The sequence below is a fragment of the Kitasatospora purpeofusca genome, from assembly GCF_042691725.1.
Taxonomy (GTDB): Bacteria; Actinomycetota; Actinomycetes; order Streptomycetales; family Streptomycetaceae; genus Kitasatospora; species Kitasatospora purpeofusca_B.
In genome coordinates this window covers 5,754,311-5,776,281 of record NZ_CP170483.1, presented here as the reverse complement: position 1 = coordinate 5,776,281, position 21,971 = coordinate 5,754,311, and the positions used below count along the sequence as shown (strand labels likewise).

Annotated in this window: 17 protein-coding genes; 7 read left to right on the top strand and 10 right to left on the bottom strand. The window is 73.1% G+C overall.

The window, feature by feature from the left end:
• Positions 1-29 precede the first annotated feature (29 nt).
• Positions 30-1,145 carry an LLM class flavin-dependent oxidoreductase gene (locus ACFCLZ_RS24970; RefSeq protein WP_380279420.1) on the bottom strand — a complete coding sequence of 372 codons (1,116 nt, stop codon included), beginning with the start codon at positions 1,143-1,145 and terminating at the stop codon, positions 30-32.
• A 629-nt stretch (positions 1,146-1,774) separates the two neighbouring features.
• Here ACFCLZ_RS24970 and ACFCLZ_RS24965 point away from each other — a divergent pair.
• Together ACFCLZ_RS24965 and ACFCLZ_RS24960 are read left to right on the top strand one after the other, a co-directional pair.
• Complete coding sequence (locus ACFCLZ_RS24965; protein ID WP_380279418.1) at positions 1,775-2,371, top strand: DedA family protein; 597 nt, start codon at positions 1,775-1,777, stop codon at positions 2,369-2,371.
• Between the two features lie 249 nt (positions 2,372-2,620).
• Positions 2,621-3,901 carry a hypothetical protein gene (locus tag ACFCLZ_RS24960; protein ID WP_380279416.1) on the top strand — a complete coding sequence of 427 codons (1,281 nt, stop codon included), beginning with the start codon at positions 2,621-2,623 and terminating at the stop codon, positions 3,899-3,901.
• A 13-nt stretch (positions 3,902-3,914) separates the two neighbouring features.
• Here ACFCLZ_RS24960 and ACFCLZ_RS24955 read toward each other — a convergent pair whose 3' ends face one another.
• From ACFCLZ_RS24955 to ACFCLZ_RS24930, 6 genes are all read right to left on the bottom strand, one after another.
• Complete coding sequence (locus ACFCLZ_RS24955) at positions 3,915-4,850, bottom strand: alpha/beta fold hydrolase (RefSeq protein WP_380286275.1); 936 nt, start codon at positions 4,848-4,850, stop codon at positions 3,915-3,917.
• A gap of 68 nt (positions 4,851-4,918) precedes the next feature.
• The gene (locus tag ACFCLZ_RS24950) at positions 4,919-6,016 is read right to left on the bottom strand and encodes a branched-chain amino acid ABC transporter permease (protein WP_380286274.1); all 1,098 of its coding nucleotides are present in this window, start codon (positions 6,014-6,016) and stop codon (positions 4,919-4,921) included.
• Positions 6,017-6,177: 161 nt separating this feature from the next.
• Positions 6,178-7,044 (bottom strand): branched-chain amino acid ABC transporter permease, encoded by an 867-nt coding sequence (locus tag ACFCLZ_RS24945; protein ID WP_380279414.1) that lies wholly within the window; start codon positions 7,042-7,044, stop codon positions 6,178-6,180.
• On the bottom strand, positions 7,044-7,817 hold the full coding sequence (locus tag ACFCLZ_RS24940) for an ABC transporter ATP-binding protein (protein WP_380279412.1): 774 nt from the start codon (positions 7,815-7,817) through the stop codon (positions 7,044-7,046). Before ACFCLZ_RS24940 ends, ACFCLZ_RS24945 begins: the two co-directional genes overlap by 1 nt.
• A complete protein-coding gene (locus tag ACFCLZ_RS24935) occupies positions 7,814-8,605 on the bottom strand; it encodes an ABC transporter ATP-binding protein (RefSeq protein ID WP_380279410.1) in 792 nt (263 codons plus the stop codon). The genes ACFCLZ_RS24940 and ACFCLZ_RS24935 overlap by 4 nt, the downstream gene beginning before the upstream one ends.
• 32 nt (positions 8,606-8,637) lie before the next feature.
• Positions 8,638-9,897 carry a substrate-binding domain-containing protein gene (locus ACFCLZ_RS24930; RefSeq protein WP_380279409.1) on the bottom strand — a complete coding sequence of 420 codons (1,260 nt, stop codon included), beginning with the start codon at positions 9,895-9,897 and terminating at the stop codon, positions 8,638-8,640.
• A gap of 344 nt (positions 9,898-10,241) precedes the next feature.
• Between ACFCLZ_RS24930 and ACFCLZ_RS24925 the strand changes: the two genes are divergently transcribed.
• The 3 genes from ACFCLZ_RS24925 to ACFCLZ_RS24915 all read left to right on the top strand — a co-directional run bounded on the left by ACFCLZ_RS24925 (position 10,242) and on the right by ACFCLZ_RS24915 (position 16,031).
• Positions 10,242-11,708 (top strand): 3-oxoacid CoA-transferase, encoded by a 1,467-nt coding sequence (locus ACFCLZ_RS24925; RefSeq protein ID WP_380279407.1) that lies wholly within the window; start codon positions 10,242-10,244, stop codon positions 11,706-11,708.
• A gap of 469 nt (positions 11,709-12,177) precedes the next feature.
• The gene (locus ACFCLZ_RS24920) at positions 12,178-14,091 is read left to right on the top strand and encodes a glycosyltransferase family 2 protein (RefSeq protein WP_380279405.1); all 1,914 of its coding nucleotides are present in this window, start codon (positions 12,178-12,180) and stop codon (positions 14,089-14,091) included.
• A gap of 8 nt (positions 14,092-14,099) precedes the next feature.
• Entirely contained in the window at positions 14,100-16,031 is a 1,932-nt protein-coding gene (locus ACFCLZ_RS24915; protein WP_380286273.1) for a galactose oxidase-like domain-containing protein, read from the top strand.
• Between the two features lie 21 nt (positions 16,032-16,052).
• Here ACFCLZ_RS24915 and ACFCLZ_RS24910 read toward each other — a convergent pair whose 3' ends face one another.
• The 3 genes from ACFCLZ_RS24910 to ACFCLZ_RS24900 form a co-directional block, all read right to left on the bottom strand.
• Positions 16,053-16,958, bottom strand: coding sequence for a glycoside hydrolase family 6 protein (locus ACFCLZ_RS24910; protein ID WP_380279404.1), 906 nt, complete (start codon positions 16,956-16,958; stop codon positions 16,053-16,055).
• Between the two features lie 331 nt (positions 16,959-17,289).
• A complete protein-coding gene (locus ACFCLZ_RS24905) occupies positions 17,290-17,967 on the bottom strand; it encodes a uracil-DNA glycosylase (RefSeq protein ID WP_380286272.1) in 678 nt (225 codons plus the stop codon).
• A gap of 168 nt (positions 17,968-18,135) precedes the next feature.
• Positions 18,136-19,293 (bottom strand): low temperature requirement protein A, encoded by a 1,158-nt coding sequence (locus tag ACFCLZ_RS24900; RefSeq protein WP_380279402.1) that lies wholly within the window; start codon positions 19,291-19,293, stop codon positions 18,136-18,138.
• A gap of 499 nt (positions 19,294-19,792) precedes the next feature.
• On the opposite strand from ACFCLZ_RS24900, the gene ACFCLZ_RS24895 reads away from it, so the two are divergent.
• A complete protein-coding gene (locus ACFCLZ_RS24895) occupies positions 19,793-20,533 on the top strand; it encodes an HAD-IIA family hydrolase (RefSeq protein WP_380286271.1) in 741 nt (246 codons plus the stop codon).
• A 269-nt stretch (positions 20,534-20,802) separates the two neighbouring features.
• On the top strand, positions 20,803-21,909 hold the full coding sequence (locus tag ACFCLZ_RS24890) for a Gfo/Idh/MocA family oxidoreductase (RefSeq protein ID WP_380279400.1): 1,107 nt from the start codon (positions 20,803-20,805) through the stop codon (positions 21,907-21,909).
• The last annotated feature ends 62 nt before the right edge of the window (positions 21,910-21,971 follow it).

The following is a 21,971-nucleotide window of genomic DNA, read 5'->3' as shown; positions in this document are numbered from 1 at the left end:
GGGCGTCCCGGCCTCGGTCGCAGCTTCCCTCAGGCGGTCACGGTGCGGCCCGCGGTCAGGCCGTAGGCCTCGGCGATCAGCCCGTAGGACCGCAGCCGCGCCTCGTTGCCGTGGATGTGCGAGGTCACCATCAGCTCGTCCACCCCGGTCCGCTTGCGGAGCGCCTCCAGCCCGTCGGCCACGTCGCCCGGGGCACCCAGGACGACATTGCCCAGCCAGTCGTCGACGAAGTCCGCCTCCACCGGGCTGTACGGGTAGGACTCGGCCTCCCCGGGGGTGGGGATCGGGCCCGGATCGCCCTGGCGCAGACGCAGCATGCCGAGCGCCGCGGAGCGGGCGAGGCGGCGGGCGGAGGCCTCGTCCTCGGCCGCGACCGCGCTCACCCCGATCAGCGCGTACGGCTCGTCGAGAACGGCCGAGGGGCGGAACTCCGAGCGGTAGAGGTCGAGGGCCGGGAGGGTGTTCGCACTGCTGAAGTGGTGCGCGAAGGCGAACGGCAGGCCGAGCCGGCCGGCCAGCTGGGCGCTGAATCCGGAGGAGCCGAGCAGCCAGACCGGCGGCCGCCCCTCCCCCTTGGGAACGGCGGTGAGCCGCTCGTACGGGTGCCCGGCGGGGAAGCTGCCGTCGAGGAAGTGGGTCAGCTCGACGAGCTGCCGGGGGAAGTCGTCGGCGCCCTCCCCGAGGCCCCGGCGCAGGGCCCGGGCGGTGGCCTGGTCGGTGCCGGGGGCCCGGCCGAGGCCGAGGTCGATCCGGCCGGGGTGGAGCGCCTCCAGCAGGCCGAACTGCTCGGCGATCGCCAGCGGGGCGTGGTTGGGCAGCATCACACCGCCGGACCCGAGGCGCAGGGTGGTGGTGTGGGCCCCGAGGTGGGCCAGCAGGACGGCGGGCGTGGAGCTGGCGACACCGGGCATGCCGTGGTGCTCGGCCACCCAGAAGCGGTGGAAACCCCACTGTTCGGCGCTGCGGGCCAGGGTGGTGGTCGCGGCGAGCGCCTGCGCGGGTGTGTAGCCGACCCCGACGGTGGCCAGGTCGAGAATCGACAGCGGGGCGGGCGCCGTTCCCCTGGCGGTGCCCCGGATCGCGTCCGCGACGTGCGAGCCGGCCCCGTTCTCCCGCCGGCTCTCCTGCCTGTCCTCGGTCGTCATGCCGTCCGTCCTCCTGGCCGTGGTCGGTACCGTCCGCCGGTGCGGTTCACCGGCGCTGCCCACCGGAGGCGGTCGGTGCCGCTGCCGGTGCCGACACTGGTCAACCCCGCACCCGGGTCCCCTTGTTCCCCGGACGGCGGTCCGGCCCGGCCGCCGCGCGGGCGGCTGCCGGCCGTCCTCCCCCGACAGCCCGACCACGTTCCCGTGCGCCGCGGGCGACTCCGGCCGCGGACGGAGAGGCTGACGCAGAGCCAGCGGACGAACACCCGTGGCGACTTCACGCCAGCGCGGGAAGTCGCCAGCCCGGGGCTCGCGGTCGGCCGCCGCCATCCGGCAGGCTAGGGCTCAGGCGGATCACCCAACCGGATCCGCACTCACCAGCAAGATCGTCGGGCTGGACCAGCGCCGACCGATCCCCGCGAGCCCTCGGAGCGGCACCCCGCCCCGGGGGCTCGTGCCACGTTCCGCCCGGACGGGATGCGCCATGTCCCGGCCGGGCCGGAGCCGATGTGAGATCCGACACCTGTGCCCACCGCATCCCCGGGGTGCTTCATGGCATGAATAGTCGAGGCGCTAGCGTTGTCCCTTGCAACCACTGCTCCCCCGGGCAGCCTGGAGGGAGTAAGGACATGGACATCGCGACACTGGTCGGATCCTCATGGATCTGCGGCCTGGCGCTCTGCGCCGTCCTCGGCGACGCCTTCCTCCCCTTCCTCCCCAGCGGGACCCTCGTCATACTCGCGGTGCTCAAGACGGCCCAGATAGACGGCGCCCCCGTACTGCTCGGGCTCGGGGTGGCCACGGCCTCCTTCCTCGGCGATCTGCTGCTGCTCCAGCTCGCGCGCCGCGGTGCGCCGATGGTCAACCGGCGTCTGGAGCACCGCCCGAAGCTGGCGGCCAGCGTGGCACGGGTCCAGCAGGCCCTGGACGGGCGCACCACCCGGGCGGCGGCCGCCATCGTGGTGGTCGCCCGGTTCGTACCGGCCGGGCGGACCATCCTCGACCTGGCCATCGGCCACTCCCCCGCCCACCCCCACCGCTTCCTGCGGTGGTCGGCGCTGGCCGCGCTGATCTGGGCGGCCTACATCGTGACCCTCGGCTGGCTCAACAGCCACTGGTTCGAGACCGCCTGGCTGAGCCTCGCGGTCTCCTGCACGGCCGCCACCGTGGTGAGTACCGCCATCGCGCGGGTCGCGTGCCGCAGTCGCCGCATCCCCCTCGGCTGACACCACGACGGCAGCGCCCTCGAAACGCCCTCTCCGCGAAACGGGCGAAGCGTCACAGGACGGCAACAGAAGACATTCCTTCGGATCCCGCACAGGCGTACCCGGCGTGTTCAGTGCCGACGAACCTCGGGCCCTTGGTGGCCTCCGCGTTCGCGTGACATGCTAACGACGGATAATCAATCAATTGTCCGATATGACCGGCGCGGCCTGAGTTGCGACCATTACCCGGTCCGGACCCCAGGGGAGACGATGGCCGCCATCTCGCGCAGGACCGTGCTCACAGCCACCGCCGCGACTGCGGCTCTCGGAGCGGTGGCGGCGTGTTCCGGGGGCAGCTCGGGATCGACCGATCCCACCGGATCCGCCCCTGCCCCCACGACCGGCACCGGGAGTTCCGGACCGGCCACCGGGTCCCCCACCACGACCCCGGCCAAGGGCACCCCGATCGGGGACGGCTCGACCTCCGACACCGGCCCCCAGCCGAACCAGCCCAAGCCGGAGAAGCTCAAGCCGGGCGAGCGCCCGCCGCAGTTCGTGGTCTTCTCCTGGGACGGCGCCGGTGGCACCGAGGACGGCCAGTTCCCCCGGTTCCTCAAGCTCGCCGAGGAACACAAGGCCTCGATGACCTTCTTCCTCTCCGGCATCTACGCCCTGCCCAAGGGCAAGGCGGACCTCTACCACCCGCCGAAGCACGCGGTCGGCGCCTCCGACATCCCCTATCTGTCGGACGGCGCGGTGAAGGCCACCCTCAAGCTCATCAGCCAGGCCTGGTCGGCAGGCCATGAGATAGGCACCCACTTCAACGGCCACTTCTGCTCGACCCGCTCGGACGGCAACGGCGTCAACAAGTGGGCCCCCGAGGACTGGCAGAGCGAGATAGACCAGGCCGTCGGCTTCGTGACCCAGTGGCGGACGAACACCGGCTTCACCGACGTCGACCCGCTCCCCTTCGACTACAAGAAGGAGCTGATCGGCGGCCGCACCCCCTGCCTGGAGGGGCAGAAGGCCCTGCTGCCGACCATCGCCAACCTGGGGTGGAAGTACGACGCCAGCTCCTCGGGCGGCCTGCAGATCTGGCCCCAGAAGGTGCAGGACGGCAAGATCTGGGACCTCCAGCTGCAGAGCATCCCCTTCCCCGGGCACACCTACCAGGTGCTCTCCATGGACTACAACATCCTGGCCAACCAGTCCGCCGGCAGCACCAAGGGGGACCCGGCCAAGTACAACGACTGGCGCACCCAGGCCCGGGACGCCTACCTGGCCGGCTTCGACCGCGCCTACAACGGCAACCGTGCACCGTTCTTCATCGGCAACCACTTCGAGCAGTGGAACGGCGGCATCTACATGGACGCCGTCGAGGAGACGCTCAAGACCATCGCGGGCAAGCCCGACGTCCGGCTGGTCTCCTTCAAGCAGCTCGTCGAGTGGCTGGACGTCCAGGACCAATCCACCCTCCGCAAGCTGCGCACCCTCAACGTCGGACAGGCGCCGGCCGGCGGATGGGAGTCCTTCCTGGGCGCGGCCGGCTAACCCGTCGCGGCGGCTACCCGTCGGCGGGGCCGGTGGAGGCCGTGCCGAGCAGAGCGCGGACCACCGCCTCGGCCCCCGCGCGGCCCCAGAGGATCGAGTAGTGGTTGGTGTCCGGCACCGCCGACACCGGGACCGGGTGGGTGTGATCCAGCCCGACGGCGGCGAGCCGCTTCTCGTCGTAGAGGCCCTGCGGCTCGTCGAGCAGGCCGCGCTCCGCCCGGATCAGTTCGCCCGGGCAGGGCAGCCGGTGCACGGCGGTGGCCGCCTCGCGGTCCAGCAGGACCTGCGACCCGTCGGTCTCGACCGCCGCCAGCACGCAGGAGGAGTGCAGCTCGGGTTCGTCGCCGACGAGATCGCGCTGGGTGTAGGCGTCGATCTCGTCGGACCAGTCGGCGGAGAAGGCCGGATGCCGCTGCCAGAACTCGCGGTACGCCTGCCGGTCGGGGAAGGTCATCGACAGCCGGGCCAGCGCCGGCCCGAGCACGGCGGCCAGGGCGTCGTGCTCGCTCACGCCCTCGGGCAGCGGGAAGGTGACCGCGCCGTCGACCAGCACCACCCGGCTGACCAGGTCCGGGTGGCGGACGGCCGCCAGGGCCGTCACCCACGCGCCCATGGAGTGGCCGACCACGACGGTCGGCCCCAGACCGAGCCCGGTGATCAGGGCCGCCACGTCGTCGGCGTGGCGGGCAAGTCCGTACGGCCCTCCGAGGTCGCGGCTGTCACCGCGCCCGCGCAGGTCCGGTGCGAGCAGGGTGGCCCGGCCGCCGAGCCGCCGGGCGACCTCGAACCAGGCGAGGCCGTTGGCGGTGATGCCGTGCACGGCCACGACGGTCGGGGCGCCGGGCACGGTGGCCGGCCAGCGGAGCACGGACAGCTCCCCGCCGGGGACCGGGACGCCCAGCTGTTCCGGGGCCGCCGGCCCGCCGGGGGCACCGGACGGCGCGGACAGCTCGGACGGCGGTGCGGGCCGGGCCGACCGGTCGGTCGTCCGGTGTATCGACGGGCTCTCGGACTGGCTCACGCGGGACTACCTCCGGTGGGGCTGGCACTGGGCGGAACGGCGGACCGGCCGGCGGGCCGGGCCGAACGGGTGGCGCGGGCCGCACGGATCCGGGCGGGCAGCCTGGCCAGGCCGCCCGGCAGTACGTAGACCACGGCGACGAAGAGGCCGCCCAGCAGGAAGAGCGGCTGGGAGAGCGGGACCCGCAGAATCGCCGGCAGGTCGGCGACGGCCGCGGAGTTGGCGAGGTCGCCGAGCCGGTGGCCGGCCCACGTGTAGATGACCCCGCCGAGCAGCGGACCCCAGCGTGTACCGGATCCGCCGAGCACGACCATCACCAGCAGCGAGAGGGTCGCGTCCGACGTGGCGGCCTGGGGGGTCGCGCCGCCGGTGAGCAGCAGGTAGACCACCCCGCCCGCCCCGGCGAGGCCGCCGGCGAGCACGAAGGCGATCAGCTTGTAGCCGTAGGGCCGCAGTCCGAGTACCTCGACCCGGCGTTCGTTCTCCCGGATGCCCTCCCAGACCCGGCCGGCCGGGGAGCTGACGGCCCAGTGGACGGCGGCGAGGGTCAGGACCAGGTAGGCGAGGGCGATCCAGTAGAGGTTGGCGGTGTTCTCGATGCCCAGGAGGGCGGCCGGCAGTCGGTCGGCCGGCGCCGACCGGCCCTCCTCGCCGCCGGTCAGGCCGCCGGGGTTGCGCTGGACGAGGATCGAACCGGCCTGCGCGAAGGCCAGGGTGACCATGGAGAACCCGATGCCGGTGACGCGGAGGCTGACCGAGCCGAGCAGCAGGGCCAGCGCGACGGTGCAGGCGACGCCGAAGACGGCCGCCGCCGCGAACGGCAGCCGGAGCTCCAGCATGGCGAGGTCGGTGGTGTAGAGGCCGGTCGCGAAGTAGAGCGCGTGGCCGAAGGAGAGCAGTCCGGTACGGCCGAGCAGGAGGTCGTACCCGGAGGCCAGGGCCCCGTAGAGCAGGCACAGGGCGATGAGTTGGAGACTCCCGGGGCTGCCGAGCGGGCCGTCGAGCAGTCCCGGGACGGGAAGCGCACTGTATGGGGCGACAAGGAGCAGGATCAGCAGAGCGATCGGCCACGATCGTAGCCCTCGGCGCAGGATTGTCGAGCGATTTGTGATTGATTCACCCGTTCGAGCGATTCCGACCCGTTCGGGCCCTCCTGAGCGGCCCCCGGCTCCGTCGATGTCAGTGCCGGGCCGTACGGTCACGGCAGTGCGGTCGGCGGCGGTGCCACCGGTGCTCGTGGCGGGGGTGTTCGTGCTCACGCGAGCCTCCCGGTGAGTCCGCGGGGCCGGACCAGGAGCAGGACGGCCAGCAGGACGACGACCGAGAGGTCGCCGAGGCCGGCGGCGGTGTAGTAGTTGGCGAACTGCTGCACCAGGCCCACGCACACCGAGGCGACGGCGGCTCCGGTGACGGAGCCCATGCCGCCCATCACGACGACGACGAAGGCGAAGACGAGCAGGCCGGTGCCCTGGCCGGGATTGACCGAACCGAAGTAGAGGCCGCCGAGGGCGCCGCCGAGCGAGGCGGCGGCTCCCCCGATGGCGAAGACGAGAGTGAACGCCTTGCGGACGTCGATGCCGAGCGCGGCGACCATCGCCCGGTCCTCGACGCCGGCCCGGACGATCAGCCCGTAGCGGGTCCGGGCGAGGAACACCTTCAGAGCGAGCAGGAGCAGCACGGCCGCGGCCACGAGCACGAAGCGGTTCACCGGGACGGTCGCACCGAGCACGTGCCACGTGCCGGAGAGCAGCGCCGGCTGTGGGAAGGGGCGGGCGTCGGCGCCCCAGATCCCCATCAGCAGCGCGGGTACGGCCAGCCCGACGCCGACGGTGGCGAGGATCTGGTCGCGCGGGCGGCTGTAGAGCGGCCGGATCAGAGCGAGTTCCAGCAGGACGGCGGCGACCGTTCCGACCAGGGTGCCGAAGGGCACCGCGAGCCAGAAGGAGAGACCGGCCTCGGCCCCGGCCCACCAGGTGGCGTAGGCGCCGATCGAGAGCAGGGCGCCGTGGGCGAAGTTGAGCACGTCCATCAGACCGAAGATCAGCGACAGGCCGGAGGCGACCAGGAAGTACAGCGCTCCCAGGCCCAATCCGGTACAGGAGAGGAGGACGACGGTGTCCATCAGAGGTTCACCTCCGTGATTGCGGGGGCGGCGGCGCCGGGGCGTCGGCCGCCGACGCCGAGCAGCCGGCGGGCGGCGTCCTCGTCGGCCAACAGTTCGGCGGTGTCGCCCCGGTGGGCGGTGCGGCCGTCGGCCAGGACGGCACACGTCCCGGCCAGCCGTCGGACCAGGGCGAGGTTCTGCTCGACGAGCAGGACCGGCACGGCCTGCGCCGCGCGGGCCAGGACGTCGGCCACCTCGGCGACGATCTTCGGTGCCAGGCCCTTGGTGGGCTCGTCGGCGATGATCAGCCGGTTCCGGTTGAGCAGGGTCCGGCCGATGGCCACCATCTGCTGCTGCCCGCCGGAGAGCGTCCCGGCCAACTGGCCGGATCGTCGCTCGAGTTCGGGGAACAGCTCGTGGACCAGCCGGTAGTCGGGCTCACCGTCCCCGCCCCGTTCGGCGAGGCGGAGGTTCTCGGCGACCGTCAGGCCTGCGAAGATCCCGCGGTCCTCCGGGGCGTAGCCGATGCCCTGGCGGACCACCAGATGAGTGGGAAGGGAGGCGAGTTCGGAGCCGGCGAAGCGGATGCTGCCGGTGCGCGGCACCAGGCCCATCACGGCCTTGACCGTGGTGGTCTTGCCGGCGCCGTTGCGGCCCAGCAGAGCCGTCACGCCGGTCGGCGCGACGTCGAAGTCGACGCCGTGCAGGATGTGCAGCCCGTCGATGACCACCCGGAGATCGCGGACGGAAAGGAGGGAGCGGTCGGCAGCAGAGGAGTCGGACCCGGTCACAATGCCTCCCCCAGGTAGGCCTGTTGCACGGTGGCGTCGGCCATCACCGCGTCCGGCGCGTCCAGGGCGAGCAGCGTGCCGTGGTGCATCACGGCCAGCCGGTCGGCCAGGTCGAGCAGGACGTCCATGTGGTGCTCCACCATCAGTACGGTGCGGCCGAGGTCGCGGTGGACGGAGCGGATCAGGGCGGTGAGGGCCGGCACCTCCTCCGCGCTGACCCCGGCCATCGGTTCGTCCAGCAGGATGAGCCGCGGGTCGGAGACCAGCAGGACGGCGAGTTCGAGTTTGCGCTTCTCACCGTGGGAGAGCGCGCTGGCCAGGGTGTCGGCACGGTGGGCGAGTTCGGTGCGCTCCAGGGTCTCGGCCACCTGCTCCGGGTAGCGGCCGGCGCGACGCCAGAGCCGGTACGAGGCCCGGGGGCCGGCGGCGGCCTGCGCGGCGAGCCGGACGTGGTCCGCCACCGTCATCCCGGGCCACAGGGAGGAGGTCTGGAAGGTCCGGCCGAGGCCGCGGCGCGCACGGGCGTGGACGGGTTCGGCGGTGATGTCGGCGCCGTCGAGTTCGAGTCGGCCGTGGCTCGCCGGGCAGAGGCCGGAGATCAGGTTGAACAGGGAGGTCTTGCCCGCTCCGTTGGGGCCGATGAAGGCGATGAACTCGCCCTCCGTGACAGCGAAGGAGACGTCCTCGACGATCGGTACACCGCGCACGGACCAGCCCAGGCCGGTCGCCCGCAGCACCGGGGCGGTCCCGGCGGCCGAGGAGCCGCCCTCAGGGGCCCGGGTGGACACGGCAGGAGAGAAGGAGGGTCGGGACACGGCGATCAGCCCGCCATCGGGGTGACCGGGGGCGCCGCCTCGTCGGCGGTCAGCGTCTTCTCGACCGAGGGCTTGGCGGCCGTGCCGGTGCCGGTGAGCCGGACCTGGAACATCGGCTGGAGGAGGGCGTGGTCCTCGGCCCGCACCGTGGTCCTGCCCTTGACCCCGTCGAAGCTCCAGCCTTCGAGGGCCTTCACCAGGGCGGAGGTGTCGTCGGCCGAGCCGTGGTTGGCCTCGACGGCGTGCACGATCATCTGGGCGGCGGTGAAGCCGTCCGGGGTGAAGATGTCGGACTTGCCGCCGGCCGCGGTCACGGCCTCGTCCATGGCCTTCTCCACCGGGGTGCCGGCGGCCCCGCCGAAGTAGTGGTTCAGAAAGGAGATCTTCTCGCCGGCCGGACCGAAGAGCGGGTAGGAGGCGGCGAGGTCGAGCCCGGTGACGACCTTGGTGTCGGCGAAGGCGTCCTGCTGGTTGAGCGCCGTCCAGAGGGCCGCCGAGGTGTCGCCGGCCCAGGCCACGAACAGCAGGTCCGGCTTGGCGCTCTTGGCCTGGGTGGCGAAGGGGGTCAGATCGGTCGCGCTCGGCGGGGCGAGCACGGCGTCGACCGTGGCGCCCTGGGCGCCCAGCACACCCTTGACGGCGGCCACGTTGGCCTGGCCGAAGGCGTTGTCCTGGGCGAGCACGGTGACCTTCCTGCCCTTGGCGTCACCGATGAACGAGGCCGCTGTCCGGATGTCCTGGTAGGACTGGCGGCCGGAACGGAAGGTGTAGGTGTTGAGTCCGGTGACCTTGTCGGCGGCGGCCGGGCCGCTGATGAAGAGCACCTTGTTCTGGGCGGCGATCGGGCCGACCTGCAGGGCGACACCGGAGGCGGTGGAGCCGGCCAGGATCTTGTGCCCCTTGCCGATGAGGTCCTTGGCGGCCGACACCGCCTTGGCCGGGTCACCCGCGTCGTCCTGCTCCTCGAACTCGATGCGGTGGCCGTCGACGGCGCCGGTGCCCTTGGTCGCGTAGTTCAGCCCCGCCTTGAAGCCCTCGAGGTACTGCTTGCCGTACGCGGCGAGCGGGCCGGTCTTGGAGTACACCAGGCCGACCTTGACCGGGCTCTTGCCACCGCCGTCGGCCGCGCCGGTGCCCGCGGTGCCGGCCTTGGCGCAGCCGGCCGCGAGGAGGACGCAGGCCGCGGCCGCGGCGAGCCCTCGCGCGGGACGGGCTCCTGAGCGGACGCCGGAGCGGGTCGTGGTGGGGACTGTCGAGCTGCGCATGATGACCGGCTCCTGGGGGTGCTGCGGGGGTGGTTGCCGGAACCGTAGGTGGGGCGTACGGGCAGCGACATGTGCCCGGCCGACGCATCAGCCCGCGTAGCTGTGGCGGTCGGCTCCATACCGCCCGCCGGACGACGGCCCGGCGGCGCCCCGGTGTGGTCGCGCGCCATGAGCCCCCGGCGGGGCGTGGCGGCGGCCGCCATGGTCGCGCACGGCCGCCCGACGTGACGGTTGGTGCGGCGGAGCCCGGTCCGGCGCAGGCCGTCCCCCACCGCGCCTCTCCCCACCGCTCCCCACCGCCGCCCTCCCTCTCCCACTCCCGATCTCCCTCACGAGGTGACACCTTGGACAAGGTCCTGGACTCCGCCGCCGACGCGGTCGGCGACATCCCCGACGGCGCGGTGCTCGCGGTCGGCGGCTTCGGCCTCTGCGGCATCCCCAGCACGCTGATCGGCGCGCTCGCGGCCACCGACACCACCGGGCTGCGGGTGGTGTCGAACAACTGCGGGGTGGACGACTGGGGGCTGGGGCTGCTCCTGCGGGCCGGGCGGATCGCCCGGATGACCTCCTCCTACGTCGGCGAGAACAAGGAGTTCGCACGGCAGTACCTCTCCGGCGAGCTGGAGGTGGAGCTGACGCCGCAGGGCACGCTCGCCGAGCGGCTGCGGGCCGGTGGCGCGGGGATCCCCGCGTTCTTCACTCCCGCCGGGATCGGCACCCAGGTCGAGGAGGGCGGACTGCCGTGGCGGTACGCGGCGGACGGATCGGTCGCGGTGGCTTCGCCGCCGAAGGCGGTCCGGGAGTTCGGCGGCCGGCGCTATCTGCTGGAGGAGGCCATCACCGCGGACTTCGCGCTGGTCCGCGCGGAGGTCGCGGACCGGCACGGCAACTGCGTGTTCCACACCGCGGCCCGGAACTTCAATCCGCTCTGCGCGACGGCCGGGCGGATCACCGTGGTCGAGGCGGACCGGATCGTCGAGCCTGGCACGTTGGACCCGGACGCCGTCCACCTGCCGGGGGTGTACGTCGACCGGGTCGTCTCCGCCGACCCGCGGGACCGGCGGATCGAGCGGCGCACCGTCCGCACCGTCCACACCCGCCGCGCCGACCACGCCGACCGCTCCGACCGCGCCGCAGCCACCTACGGACCCGCGGACACCCGCGCGCTCGACGCGCGCAACGCACTCGCGGCCCGGGCGGCGCGCGAACTGCGCGACGGCCAGTACGTCAACCTGGGCATCGGCCTGCCCACGCTGATCCCCGATCACCTCCCTTCCGGCGTCCACGTGGTGCTGCACTCCGAGAACGGTCTCCTGGGCGTCGGCCCGTACCCGGCGGACGGGGACGAGCACCCCGACCTGATCAACGCCGGGAAGGAGACCGTGACACTCGCGGCCGGGGCCTCGTCCTTCGACTCCGCGTTCTCCTTCGGCATGGTCCGGGCCGGTCGGATCGACGTCTCGGTTCTCGGCGCGATGCAGGTCTCGGCCACCGGGGACCTCGCCAACTGGATGATCCCGGGCAAGACCGTCAAGGGCATGGGCGGCGCCATGGACCTGGTGCACGGCGCCCGGCGGCTGATCGTCGTGATGGAGCACACGGCGCGGGACGGTTCGCCGAAGATCGTCGAGCGGCTCTCACTTCCCGCCACCGGCCGGGGCGTTGTGGACCGGATCGTCACCGACCTCGCGGTGATCGACGTGACGCCGGAGGGGTTGCGGCTGGTCGAGACGGCACCCGGAGTCACCGTCGACGAGGTGCGGGCGGCAACCGGGGCCGCCCTGCTGCCGCCGGCTCGGTCCGCCCGTTGAACCACACGCACATTCGAACAATCCGGAGGCGCCGAAACGCGATTCACCCCCTATAGCACCGACACGCCCGCGATTGGCCGGGATTCACCGGATTCACCGGCCTCCACACCGATCGCCCTTCGGACCGGTTGCAATCGGGCGGCCCCTCCGCGACAGTGGGGGAAGCCCGGGGATCCCGGCGCCCCGGAAGGGAGTCCGGGGCTGCTACGGGGATCCCGCTTTCGACGCCGTTCCACCACCACGCACCACCATCGATCGTGCACATTCCGACGATTGACGGTCCGACATCACCGGACGCGCCGAAGTACCGGAATCGGAGCGGTTCGCCGGACAGCGGCCCGGCATCGGAGGCAGGGCTCCGGGGGACCGGTCCGCCGCCGTGCACCTGTGCGGCGCACCAGGTCGCACACCCCTGGTCGGAGCACGCACGAAAGGCGGGTCCGCGCGGCCGGCCACGGGGGGAGCGCACATGGCCGGGCCGTTCTCGCGTCGGGCGAAGGACGCGGAACCACCCGCTCCGGGCGCCGCGCAGGAACCGATCGCCGTTCCCGAAGCCCCCTACGACTACGCCTACTTCAGCCGCCTCGCCGGCCGCGAGGTCGAGGACCCCGCGCCGGACGAGCCGTACCGGGTGCGGTACCGAAGCCTGCTGAGCCGCGAACCGCACCGGATCCGGGCCGCGCTGCTCCTACTGGCCGCGCCGCTGGTCGAGGGCGTCCTGCTGGTCTGGCTGCTCCAACCGGGCCACTGGCCGGCCCGGCCCGGCGAGACCGACACCTGGCTGCTGGTCGGCGACAAGGTGATGATCGGGATCATCGCCGTGGTCGAGGCGTTCCGGCTGGTCAACGTCGTCTCCAACGCCCATGCGACGCTCACCGCCCGTGACCCTGTCCCGGTGACGCCCGAACGCGGCACCCGGGTCGCGTTCCTCACCACCTTCGTTCCGGGCAAGGAACCGCCCGAGATGGTGCGCGCCACGCTCACCGCCGCGCTGGCCGTCCGGCACGACGGCCCCTACCAGGTCTGGCTGTTGGACGAGGGGAACGATCCCGACATGCGCGAGCTCTGCGATCAGCTGGGCGTGCGCCACTTCAGCCGGGACGACATCCCGCAGTGGAACACGCCCAAGGGCCGGTTCCGCGCCCGGACCAAGCACGGCAACTACAACAGCTGGCTCCAGGCGTACGGCGCCGACTACGACTTCTGGATCTCGGTGGACACCGACCACGTGCCGCTGCCCGAGTTCTGCGAGCGCATGCTCGGCTACTTCCGCGACCCCGATGTGGCCTTCGTGGTCGGCCCGCAGGTGTACGGGAACTACCGCAGCTCGGGCTCGGTGGTCACCAAGTTCTCGGAGAGCCAGCAGTACCTCTTCCACGCCCTGGTCCAGCGGGCCGGCAACCGCTACGGCGCACCGATGTTCGTCGGCACCAACAACGCCGTCCGGCTGGAGGCGCTGCGCTCGATCGGCGGGCTGTACGACTCGGTCACCGAGGACATGGCCACCGGCCTGGAGTTCCACCGGCGCCGCAACCCGGCCACCGGCGCGCGGTGGAAGTCGGTCTACACGCCGGACGTGCTGGCCATCGGCGAGGGGCCGTCCTCCTGGACGGACTTCTTCTCCCAGCAGCTGCGCTGGAGCCGGGGCACCTACGAGACCCTGCTGACCCAGTACTGGCGGGTGGCATGGGGGCTGTCGCCGGGGCGGCTGCTGAACTACACGCTGCTGGTCTCCTTCTACCCGATGGCGGCGCTGACCTGGCTGCTCGGCGGGGTGTCCAGCGTGCTCTACCTGGGGTTCGGCGCATCGGGCGTCCATGTGTCGTCGGAGCTCTGGATGGCGCTCTACAGCGACGCGGCCGCGCTGCAGATGCTGCTCTACACCTGGAACCGCAAGCACAACGTGAGCCCGCACGAGCCGGCGGGTTCCTCGGGTGTGGCGGGCATGGTGATGTCGGCGCTGTGCGGTCCGATCTACGCAGCATCGTTTCTGCAGACCCTCCTGCGCATCCCCAGCCGGTTCGTGGTGACACCGAAGGGCGCGTCGACGAGTCCCGACGGGCCGGCCACCTTCCGGCTGCACCTGTTCTGGGCGCTGGTGTTCGGCGGCGCCGTCGCGGCTTCCTTCCGCACCGGCCACGACCACGTCGCCATGCGTACCTGGGCCTGTCTGGCCCTCTTCCTCAGCCTGCTGCCGATGCTGCTGCTCGCCGCGGACGCCGTGCGCCGCCGCCGGGCCCGGCCCGTCTCCACCCTCACCCTCACCCCGGCCGGAGCGACCGCCACCCCGGCTCCCACGTCCGAGCCCGCATCCGAGCCAGGGGCCGAGCCCGGGGCCACCTCCGCATCCGAGCCCGAAGCCACACCCGCCACGAGGGGATGACGAACCACGTGAAGATCCGCCACACCGGCCGCACCCGGCGCTTCGCCCTCGGCAGCACCGTCGCCCTCACCGTGGCCGGGATGAACGCACCCGCCGTCCTCGGCTTCGCCACCGACCAGTACCACCACTACGCGATCAACCGCCCCGCCTACAAGGCGGAGTACGGCCACTGGCAGACCCTGGTCCTCCCCGCCGAGTTCCGGATCAACGCCATCCACGCCGCCCTGCTGCGCACCGGCAAGGTCCTGATCATCGCCGGCTCCGGCAACAACCAGAAGAACTTCGACGCCGGCACCTTCAGGAGCCTGCTCTGGGACCCGGTCGCCAACACCTACAAGAACGTCCCCACCCCCGCCGACATGTTCTGCGGCGGCCACACCGCGCTGCCCGACGGCCGGATGCTGGTGGCCGGCGGCACCCGCCGCTACGAGGCGCTGGACGGCGCGGTGAAGAAGGCCGCCGGCACCATGCGGATCCGCAACGAGGACCCGGACGCCGCCCGCAGCCTCCCCCGGGGCACCGTCTTCCGCGCGCCCGACGGCCGCGAGTACGTCTCCACCGCCGATGTCACCGTCCCCGCCGCGACCAAGACCGGCGCGGGCACCGCGACCGTCGTCAAGGCCGGCGAGACGAGGGTGTTCGCCGAGGCGGTGGCCCCCGGCCCGGACTCGGTGCTGGACTCCCCCGCCCAGTACACGATCAAGGGCCTGACCGGCGCCGACGCCCGGAACGTCTACGGCATGGCCGACCGGATGACCCTGGAGAAGCAGGACTACCAGGGCATCCGCGCCGCCTTCGAGTTCAACCCGGACACCGAGCTGTACGAGCAGGTCACCGACATGGCCTACGCCCGCTGGTACCCGACGCTGACCGGCCTGGGCGACGGCCGGGTGGTCACCGTCTCCGGGCTGGACGACACCGGCCAGATCCTCAGCGGCAACGACAACGAGATCTACGACCCGGCGCGCAAGACCTGGTCCAAGGCGCCCGACCGCTACTTCCCGACCTACCCGTCGATCTTCCTCACCGCGTCCGGCAGGCTCTTCTACTCCGGCTCGAACGCCGGCTACGGCCCCGCCGACAAGGGCCGCGAGCCCGGGCTCTGGGACCTCGCCGACAACAGCTTCCACCCCGTCCCCGGCCTGCGCGACCCGGAGCTCACCGAGACGTCCTCCTCCGTCCTGCTGCCGCCCGCGCAGGCGCAGAAGGTGATGGTGCTCGGCGGCGGGGGCGTCGGCGAGTCCCCGCTCTCCACGGCCCGCACGGACATCGCCGACCTCACCGCCGCGCAGCCCGCGTTCACCCCCGGCCCCGACCTGCCGGCCGGCGGCACCCGGTACCTCAACAGCGTGATCCTGCCCGACGACACCGTCTTCACCACCGGCGGCTCACGCGACTACCGGGGCAAGCACCGCAGCGACCTGCTCAAGGCGCAGACCTATCACCCGGACACCAACACCTTCACCACCGCCGCCGAGCCGACCGTCGGCCGGAACTACCACTCCGAGGCCCTGCTGCTGCCCGACGGCCGGGTGGCGGTGCTCGGCTCCGACCCGCTCTTCAACGACAAGGCGGGCACCGAACCGGGCACCTTCGAGCAGCGGATCGAGATCTACAGCCCGCCCTACCTGTTCCACGGCGAGCGGCCGCGGCTGACCGGCGCCCCGGCCGCCGCCAAGCTCGGCAGCACCGTCCAGGTGACCGCTCCGGCCCCGGACGGCATCGCCACCGCCAAACTGGTCCGGCCGAGTTCGGTCACCCACGCCACCGACGTCGAGCAGCGCTCGGTGGCCCTGGACATCACCGCGCGCACGGCGGACGGCCTCGCGCTCACCCTGCCCGCCAATGCGAACCTGCTGCCGCCGGGCTGGTACCTGCTCTTCGTCACGGACACCGCCGGCACCCCTTCGGAGGCCCGCTGGATCCAGGTCACCCCCTGAGCACCTGAGCGGCGAAGCCCGTCAGCCCGCGGTACCGGTGCCGCCGGCCGTCGCCAGCCCCAGCGCGTACGGGAGCCAGAACTCGCCGGCCCGCGGCTCGCCGCGGCCGCACTCGCCGTCCGACTCGCCCGGGTTCTTGATCCACAGGTAGGCGTCGACGCCGGGCCGCCCGGTCTCGGTCGTGGGCGGCGCCCCGAGCGCGCGGCCGGGCGGGTTGCACCACGCCTCGGCGTCCAGCGGGCCGTTGCCGTTGCGGCTGGTGTCGACGACGAAGTGCTTGCCGTCCAGCAGCGCGGACAGCTGCGCCCCGTACGTCGCGTTGCGTTCGGTGGTGAAGAAGTTGGAGACGTTCACCGCGAAGCCGTCGGCCGCCGCGATCCCCGACCTGCGCAGCGCCTCGGCCAGCGTGGACGGGTCCGGCGTCCACCCGGGGTTGCCCGCGTCCAGGTAGACCCGCACCTGCGGGCGCTTCTTCAACTCCTGGACGGCGAAGGCCAGCAGGCCGTACCGCTCGGCGGCGGCATCGCCCTTGACCCCGCAGGTGTCCAGGGTGTGCGCGATCGCGTCCGGCTCCAGCACCACCCAGGCCCGGCGGTCGCCGATCGCCTCCGCCACGCCCGTGATCCAGGCTCGGTACGCGGCGGCGTCGGACGCGCCGCCGGCCGAGTAGAGGCCGCAGTCCCGGTGCGGGATGTTGTAGGCGACGAAGACCGGCGTGCGGTCGGCCCCGGCGGCCCGGCGGCTCACCTGGTCGGCGATGCCCCGGGCCTCCTGGTCGCCGAGCCACTGCGAGGACGGCTGGGCGGCGATCCGCAGCAGGGTGTCGGCCTCGGCCGTACGGCCCTGGCCGCGCAGGGCGGCCGCCTGGCGGGCGACGGAGGTCTGATCGGAGACGTAGAAGGCCTGGCCGGGGAGCTGCGGCAGCATGCCGTCACCCGCCCCGGCCGGCGCTGCCGGCGCGGTCGACGCCCCCGTCGGACTCCCGCCGCCGGACGCACCCTGGGCGCCGCCGGTGTTCCCCCCGGAGCTTCCCCCCGAGCACCCCGTGACACCCGCCACCAGTCCCAGCAGAGCCGCCCCCACGGCCAGCCGGAACCCCGCCCCTCGCCCTACTCGGCGCACCTACGCCCCTCCCCCGACCCGGTCCGGCCCCCAGCTTGGCACACCGGAGCACCGCCCGCCGTCCATCTCCGAGTGAACGGCGGGCGCTCGCAGCCCGGCAGACGCTCCGTCAGGCCGGGTGGGGGGACGACGCGGCTCAGGCCTGCTTGAGGTCCGGGATCCGCCAGTCGATCGGGTCGACGCCGAAGCCGTCCAGCGCGGTGTTGATCTGCGAGAACGGCCGGCTGCCGAAGAACAGCTTGGCGGACAGCGGCGACGGGTGCGCGCCCTGGACCACCACGTGCTTCCCGGTGTCGATCAGCGGCAGCTTCTTCTTGGCGTAGTTGCCCCAGAGCACGAAGACCACCGGCTCCTCGCGCGCGCTCACCGCCTTGATCACCGCGTCGGTGAACTTCTCCCAGCCCTTGGCCTTGTGCGAGTTGGCCTCGTGCGCGCGCACCGTGAGCACCGCGTTGAGCAGCAGCACGCCCTGCTCGGCCCAGTGCATCAGGTAGCCGTTGTCCGGCGCCGGGACACCGAGGTCGGCGTCCAGCTCCTTGAAGATGTTGCGCAGCGACGGCGGCGTCTTGGTGCCCGGCAGCACCGAGAAGCTCATGCCGTGCGCCTGGCCGTCGTCGTGGTACGGGTCCTGCCCGAGGACGAGCACCCGGACCTTCTCGTACGGCGTCGCCTCCAGCGCGGAGAACTCCTGCCCGCTCGGCGGGAAGACCTGGTGCTCCGCGCGCTGGGCCGCCACGAAGGCCGCCAGCTCGGCGAAGTACGGCTTCTCCGTCTCGGCGCCCAGCACCTCCCGCCAGGACTCCGGCAGTTCCAGGCCGGCGCCCGCTTCCACCTCGCCCACGTTCGCCTCGACCGTCCCCGCCTCGACCGTGTCCGTCACGACGACCTCTACCTCCCACCGGGCGGCCGCTCACCGCGGCACCGCCCCGACCCGCGGACGTATCGCGCCCCTCGCGCCGTACGCCCTCTTTCATCCCGAACGCTACACAGACCCACCGACAACCGGCTCCCCGACCACCTCGCGGGCCGCCGTCCGCGCCACCCGCAGGTGCTCGACCACGTTCAGCGCGACCAGCACCACCGCGAGCGAGACCAGCGCGGTGATCGCCGGCCACCGCACCATCAGCGGCGCGAGCGCCAGCACCACCGCCGCCGCCCCGATCCGGGTCGTCGCCACCGAGCGGAACATCATCCAGCGGGTGTAGCCGAAGGTCAGCAGGTACAGTCCGCAGCCCCCGTACAGCAGCGCCACCGAGCCCGCGCCGAGCGCCCGGCGCGGATCCGCCACCGTCTCGCCGAAGCCGACCGCCACCGCGATCACGGCTGCGGCCAGCGCCAGGTGCCCGTACTGGAACACCCGGCGCACGACGTCCCGGCGCGAGTCGGCGACGGCGACGGCGTAGCTCATGGCGTCGGCCGCGTAGACGAAGTACTGCCACCAGAGCCCCGCCGAGATGGTGAACGCGGCGGTGACGGCGATGAGTTCGGCCGCGTCGAGGCGGGCCGCCGCCGCGGTGGCGCCGATCCCGACGATCGACTCGCCGAGCGCGACCAGCAGGAACAGGGCGAACCGTTCCGGCATGTGCGCCGGGTGGTACGCGACGTTCGCCAGCTTGCGGCGGAACACCACCGGCGCGGACAGGTCACAGAGCGCCGCCAGCGCCCAGAGCCACACTCGCGCCCCCTCCGGCAGCAGCCCGCCCGCCACCAGCAGCGGCCCGCTGACCAGCACCCCCACCCCGTACGGCCCGCGCCACACCCCCGGGATCCGCACCAGCAGGAGCAGCAGCACGATCCTGGCCGCCCAGTACCCGGCCCCGAGCAGCACCCCACGCCCCTCGTACGCCCCGGGCACGGCGAGCGCCATGACCAGCCCGGTCAGCCCGACCGCGAGGATCCCGAGCCGGTCCCGCGCGGTGTCCACGTCCCGGATGTTCGCCTGCACGGTCGTCCCCACCCAGCACCAGTACACCGGCACGAACACCACCAGCGCCCGGCCGATCCCCGCCCAGTCGTGGTGGTGGTGCAGCAGTCCCGACACCTGCGTGATCGCGAACACGAACACCAGGTCGAAGTACAACTCCGCCCAGGTGACCCGCTTCTCCCCCGGCTCCCCCGCCGACTCCCCCGCGCTGCCCATCCGTCCTCCCCGACGCCCACAGCGAACGGGCCCTGTTCCCGGCCGACGGCCAGGAAAGGGCCCGCAACAGCAGCCCCGAGGCTAGAGCAACCGGACGGGGCCCGCGACGATCTCCCTACGCCGAGCAGAAGCGGGAGCTCCGGGGGCGACGGGACCCCGGCCGACCCGGCCTCCGACTTCGGCGTCGACGACCCGGCGGCCGCCCCCGCCGGCATGGTCGCGCCGGCGCCGGGCCACCACCCGACCGGTCCCTGACGGGCCACCGGCGACGCCGGCGCCCCGGCCCCGGGCCGGGCCGGTCCGCGCTGTGGGCGGGCTCTGGGAGGCGCGGGGAGGGACGACTACGCTGGTCCACGTTGGGGCAGCCGAGCGGCGCCCGGCCGGCCACCGGTGTCCGGTCCGGAGCGATGCACGAGATCGTTCAGAACCATCGCAAGACGTAGGAGACACCCACGTGGCAGAGCGAGAGCGCAAGCCGATCGATTCCTGGCTGACCGACATGGACGGCGTCCTCATCCACGAGGGCGTGCCGATCCCCGGGGCCGACACCTTCCTGAAGCGGCTGCGCGACTCCGGCAAGCCGTTCCTGGTCCTCACGAACAACTCGATCTACACCCAGCGCGACCTGCACGCCCGGCTGGCCCGGATGGGTCTCGACGTCCCCGTCGAGCACATCTGGACCTCGGCGCTGGCGACCGCCAAGTTCCTGGAGGACCAGCGGCCCGGCGGCACCGCCTACGTCATCGGCGAGGCCGGCCTGACCACGGCGCTCCACGACGTCGGCTACGTCCTCACCGACACGGACCCCGACTTCGTGATCCTCGGCGAGACGCGGACCTACTCCTTCGAGGCGATGACCAAGGCCGTCCGGCTCATCGACGCGGGCGCCCGCTTCATCGCCACCAACCCCGACGAGACCGGGCCGTCCGCCGAGGGCGCGCTCCCGGCCACCGGGGCGGTGGCCGCCCTCATCACCAAGGCCACCGGGGTGGAGCCGTACTTCGTCGGCAAGCCCAACCCGCTGATGATGCGGGCCGGGCTGAACGCCATCGGCGCCCACTCCGAGAACAGCGCGATGATCGGCGACCGCATGGATACCGACATCGTCTCCGGCATGGAGGCGGGCATGTCGACCTTCCTCGTCCTCACCGGTCTGACCCAGGCGGAGGACGTGGAGCGCTTCCCCTACCGGCCGACCCGGGTCGTCGAGTCGATCGCCGACCTGGTCGACCTGGTCTGAGCGCACCGGGGGTCCTCCGTGCGGGGAGGAACCCCCGGGCCCGACGCAGCCGGTCGTCATGGCCTCCTCAAGGGCTCCTTAAGGCGCCCCTAACAGCGGTGCCGCCCCTCGGCAGCACCGCCCGGCCCGGCTACCGTGAACGCCACGCCGCCGCGTCCCCCACCGCGGCGGCGGCACGCATCCGGCCCCGCGCGCCCCGGCCGAGGACCCGCCCCCGCGGCGGCGCCGAAACCGGGGCAGAGCGGGCGCGCCGTGGTTGAGTAGGGCGCATGACGACCTCCGCGCGCCCCGTCCCGCCGGCCACCCCCTCCGGTACCCGCCCGCCGTTCCGCGTCGGTCTGATCGGCTACGGCCTGGCCGGTTCCGCCTTCCACGCCCCGCTCATCGCCACCACCCCCGGACTCCGGCTGGACGCCGTGGTCACCGCCAACCCGGAGCGCCGGGAGCAGCTGCGGCGCGAGCACCCCGGGGCGCGCGCCGTCGACACGCCCGAGCAGCTGCTCGCCGACCCGGAGGCGCTCGACCTGGTCGTCATCGCCTCCCCCAACCGCACCCACGCCCCGCTCACCCGCGCCGCGCTGGCCGCCGGGCTGGCCACCGTGGTCGACAAGCCGCTGGCCGGCACCGCCGCCGAGGCGGCCGCGCTCTGCGCGCTCGCCGAGGCGAGCGGCACCCTGCTCACGGTCTTCCAGAACCGCCGCTGGGACGGCGACTTCCTCACCGCCGCCCGGCTGGTCCGCGAGGGCGCGCTCGGCCGGGTGCACCGCTTCGAGTCCCGCTTCGAGCGCTTCCGCCCCAAGCCCAAGCCCGGCTGGCGCGAGCTCGCCGACCCGGCCGAGGTCGGCGGCACCCTCTACGACCTGGGCAGCCACCTCGTCGACCAGGCGCTCACGCTCTTCGGGCCGGTCGAGACGGTGTACGCCGAGATCGACGTCCGGCGCGACGGCGCGGTGGTCGACGACGACGCCTTCCTCGCCCTCACCCACGCCAACGGCACCCGCTCCCACCTGTGGACCAGTGCCCTCGCCCCGCTCGTCGGCCCGCACCTGCGGGTCCTCGGCGACACCGCCGGGTACGTCAAGTCCGGCATGGACCCGCAGGAGGCCGCCCTGCGGTCCGGCCTGCGCCCCGACGCCGCGACCCCCTGGGGCGCCGAGGACCCGGCCCGCGACGGCGTGCTCGGCACCGACGAGTCGACGGTCACCGTGCCCACCGACCCCGGCGACTACCCCGCCTTCTACGCCGGAGTCGCCGCCGCCCTGGCCGCCCCCGGCACCCCGCCCCCGGTCGACCCGCGCGACGCCGTCGCCACCCTCGACGTCCTGGAGGCCGCCCGCGCCTCCGCCGCCACCGGCACGACCGTCCGCCTCGGCTGACCCCCGGCCGACCCCGGCCCGCCGGCCCGGCCCGCCGCTGAACTCCGCTGAACTCGGCCCGC